This is a genomic window from Marseilla massiliensis (genome assembly GCF_016899855.1).
GTDB lineage: Bacteria > Bacteroidota > Bacteroidia > Bacteroidales > Bacteroidaceae > Prevotella.
In genome coordinates, this window is sequence record NZ_JACJJG010000162.1 from 1 (window position 1) to 4,083 (window position 4,083).

Genomic DNA, 4,083 nt, shown 5'->3' on the forward strand with positions numbered 1-4,083 from the left:
GCCCATCCCTTCATCGTCCTGTGGCTGTGCGCACGCTTTATATTGCATGACTTCAACGGTGTGGAGTCGATAATGGATATTCCAGTACATTTACCCAACGCACATGTCTGCAGGAACAGCAAAAGATGGAGTCCTACCTTAGCCTGGCGTTCTACGAAGCGGTTGTACGACAGGCGGTGTGGAAACTCCTTGCGCATGTGGTTACATACATAACCGAGGTAGAAAGACTTGAGGTCTCGGTGGCGCAAGATATGGAACAGTACGAGAATGGTCATCACCTCGCTGTCGAACATGAGGCACGGGCGGTTGCGGCGACGTTTGCCGCAGATGTCCAGCGTGTGTTTTTTCAGTTCGGGAGCAAAATATTTGCAGAATTCATCGAGAATACAGAAAATTTCTATTATATTTGCATCAGTCATGGGAATGAATATTTTTATGTAACTTATTGATTATCAACTATAAAGGTACTAAAAATATCTCATTCCCACAACTTTTTCAATCGTTTTCTTATACCGAACTCACGTGAAATTAAACAAGTGGCTCACCATTGACTTCACGGGGCGCCTTGCGTACACCAAGCTCGACGGACTTAGCGGCGGAGCTGACACCAACGAAAGCAGCGCAGCCAACTCAATCGTGGCGCAAACGGTAAGATACCGCCCTGTGGAACCGCTTACCGACAGCGACGAGGACGCCGAGAACAGCACCTCGCAACAACGTACTCCAACGGAACGTATAACCGACACGTACAAATACCAGGACCGCTTGCAGCAAAGCTACAACGTGGGCCTGAACTGGAAACCGTTTAAGGGATGGACATTCCGCTCGGAATTCGGCTATACATGGAAAAGATACGAAACCGACCAGGTATGGGGCAGCAACGCTACGGTAAACTCGAAGTTCGGCGGAAACGGTCAGCCACAAGCCGTACTGACACGCGAAAACACGAAAAGCTGGCGTAACTCTAACACCATAACGTATGACAACAACAAACTGTTCGGCGGACGTGACCATATCAACATCCTCATCGGACAGGAATGGAGCAGTTCTCAGGAAACCACAAACACAAGCACCTCAATATCGTTCCCGTCATCAATGACAATCAGCGAGGTCCTCGCAAACATGGCTGCCGGCACCGCCCTGCCCAACGAAAGCGACATAGCCGAAGAAGAGAACATCATGTCTTACTTCGGACGTATCAACTATACCATGGCCGACAAATACCTTGCCACGTTCACGCTGCGTGCCGACGGTTCGAGCAAATTCGGCGACGGCAACCGTTGGGGTGTGTTTCCGTCACTGGCTTTGGCGTGGCGTATCTCCGAAGAAAACTTCATGAAGAGCGCACAAAAATGGCTCTCCAACCTGAAACTGCGCCTAAGCTTCGGTATGGCGGGAAACAACAGAATAAACAGCGGACTCATAACACGCACCTACTCGATGAGTGAAAACGACGAGCACGTACCGTATTTCGGGGAAGACCGCACGTCGGCCCTTAATAAAGGGACTTACCTTTACAATCCAGACCTGAAGTGGGAAACGACCACAACACGCAACATCGGAATTGACTACGGATTCTGGAACAACCGGATAAGCGGTACGTTGGACTTTTATTGGAATACAACCGACGACCTTCTGATGCGCAGTGTCGTTCCGAGCAGTACCGGATATAACTACCAATACCAGAATTTCGGAAAGACATCGAACAAAGGTGTCGAGTTCGCTGTCAACGCAGTATTGGTTGACAAAAAGAACTTCGGCCTGAACTTCAATTTCAACATTGCATATAACAAGAACAAAATAGAGGAACTCTCGATGGACAATCCATGGCAAAGCAGTAGTTTCGCAGGCTCGACTATAGCAACATACGAGGACTTCCGCGTAGAACCGGGAGGTAGTCTCGGCGAAATCTGGGGCTACAAGACCAACGGCTACTATACCGTTTACGACCCAACTACCGGAACCGGCGACCTCGTGCTCGACGGAACGACATGGAAACTTGTTGACGGGCACGCCGCCGACAACAGTTATACCCTGTTTGGAGGTACGCTCTACCCGGGAATGGCTAAAGTAGAGGTCGACGAAAACGGCGACCCCGTAAAGCAACGCCTTGGCAACACGGTAGCTCCTACCACGGGAGGATTCGGCCTCGACGGCCGTTGGGGTAACTTTGACTTCAACATTTTCTTCAATTACTCATTGGGAAACCAGATTCTCAACGGCACGAAACTCGTAAACTCGTTCTACTCCGGGTCAAGCAAGAACTACAACCTTGTAGCCGATTTCAACCTCGACAACCGTTACACTTGGATTGATCCAGAAACAGGACTGAACCTCGGCCGGCCGTCATCGTCAACGGTTGCCGCCTATGGTGGCGCCGAAGCGTTGATGGCACGCCTCAACGAGATAAACCAAGGCAAGACGATGTGGAACCCAGCCTCAATGACAACAATGTATATTCTTGATTACGCCGTTGAAGATGCATCGTTCCTGCGACTACAGAATGTAACCGTAGGCTACACACTGCCAAAGAAATGGACAAAAGCTATCCACATGGAGAAAATCAGGCTGTATTTCACAGGTTACAACCTGCTGTGCATTACAGGTTATGACGGCTATGACCCGGAAGTAGACACCAGCAGCAAAAACAACCCGATGACGCCAGGTGTCGACTATGCCGCATACCCGAAAAGCCGTTCGTTCGTGGCAGGCATAAACGTAACATTCTAAAAAGTGAAGCGTGAAGAATTAAAAGTGAAAAAGCCAATGCTCACCTTAAATGGCAAGTGCAATGGCTTTAATTTCCATAACTTCTTTACTCCTATAACTTCTAAAAAACAAAATAAAATGAAAAAGATATTTTCAAGAATAATGATAGTCGTAGGAATTGTCGCTACAACATCGTGCGCTGACGAATTTCTCGACCAGACATCGCCGTCGGAGATGACCGACGAAACCGTATGGAACTCAACCTACTACACCAGCCTGCGAATCAACAAACTGTACGCTGGCATGGTGGACGGCGACAGGACATACGATCAGGACATAACAATCAAGTGGGGACTGAACAGTGACGTGGAGCTGGTGGACGGCCTTGGAAGCAACGCGACAAACTCAACCCATTACCGTGGCGTTGGCAACTACAACGCATCACCGCTTTTTCTAACTTCAGCAACTCATGGGACGACATGTACGCCATCATCGAAGACGCAAACCTTAACATCGAGGGAATACGCGGCAGCAGCCTACTCAGCACCAGCGACTCTACCACTATGAAGCGCTATCTTGGCGAGTCGCTTACCATCCGTGCCATGATATACTTCGACCTGCTGCGTTATTTCGGCGACATACCGCTTAAATTGGAATCATCTCGCTCTGACCTGAGCAACGCTTACACGGGAAAAACCGACCGTGACGCAATAATGGACACTCTGATGATTGACCTCGAAGAAGCAATAAACTACCTGCCGTGGGCCGACGATGTATCAGGCTACACAACAGAGCGCGTAACTAAAGGCTATGCCCACGGACTGTTAGCACAAATCGCGCTGACACGTGCCGGCTGGGCGATACGCGAAGAAGCCAAAAGCGGTTACGAAACAGCAACCGACTACAGCGACCCCGTATATCCGACGCAACGACCTGATGCTGACACGCGCAAGTCCTTGTACGAAAAGGCACTTGAACACCTCTCGGCAATTATCTCCAACGGAGTCCATCAGTTGAACCCTTCGTTCTACGACGAGTGGTACTTGCTGAACCAATTGACGTTAGACCAAAGTTACCATGAGAATATTTTTGAGATTCCAATGGGCTTGGGTGATTCCGGCGAACTTGGATACACCGTGGGTGTGCGCATGAACGGCACAAACACCCTTTACGGTTACAGTAACTCATCAGGCGTTATGAAAGTAACGGCGATGCTCTTTTATTCTTACGATCCTGCCGACACGCGCCGCGACATAACCTGCTCACCCATACAGACAGTGCAAAGCGGCTCACAGACAGTCGAAGAAATGCTCGGCAACACGCCATTCGCCATCTACGTAGGCAAATGGGATCCGCGAATGATGAGCGACACAT

General features: G+C 49.5%; 3 protein-coding genes and 1 pseudogene. 3 read left to right on the forward strand and 1 reads right to left on the reverse strand.

The genetic code is table 11. The annotated features are described in order from the left end of the window. Nucleotides 1–419: transposase (locus H6A34_RS13845; protein ID WP_275955210.1), on the reverse strand; the 419-nt coding region annotated here is incomplete at its 3' end. Between the two features lie 103 nt (nucleotides 420–522). On the opposite strand from H6A34_RS13845, the pseudogene H6A34_RS13850 reads away from it, so the two are divergent. From H6A34_RS13850 to H6A34_RS13855, 3 genes and pseudogenes are all read left to right on the forward strand, one after another. Beyond that, nucleotides 523–2,730 (forward strand): annotated as a pseudogene (locus tag H6A34_RS13850) (SusC/RagA family TonB-linked outer membrane protein); the annotation flags it as partial. Nucleotides 2,731–2,847: 117 nt separating this feature from the next. Then, a complete protein-coding gene (locus H6A34_RS15420) occupies nucleotides 2,848–3,276 on the forward strand; it encodes a hypothetical protein (RefSeq protein WP_338088672.1) in 429 nt (142 codons plus the stop codon). After that, a partial coding sequence (locus tag H6A34_RS13855; protein ID WP_338088673.1) for a RagB/SusD family nutrient uptake outer membrane protein occupies nucleotides 3,189–4,083 on the forward strand: 895 nt, incomplete at its 3' end. The genes H6A34_RS15420 and H6A34_RS13855, both read left to right, overlap by 88 nt.

Bases quoted from the DNA above. Each gene is read 5' to 3' on its own strand.
- H6A34_RS15420 (WP_338088672.1), top strand. From the start codon at position 2,848: ATGAAAAAGATATTTTCAAGAATAATGATAGTCGTAGGAATTGTCGCT.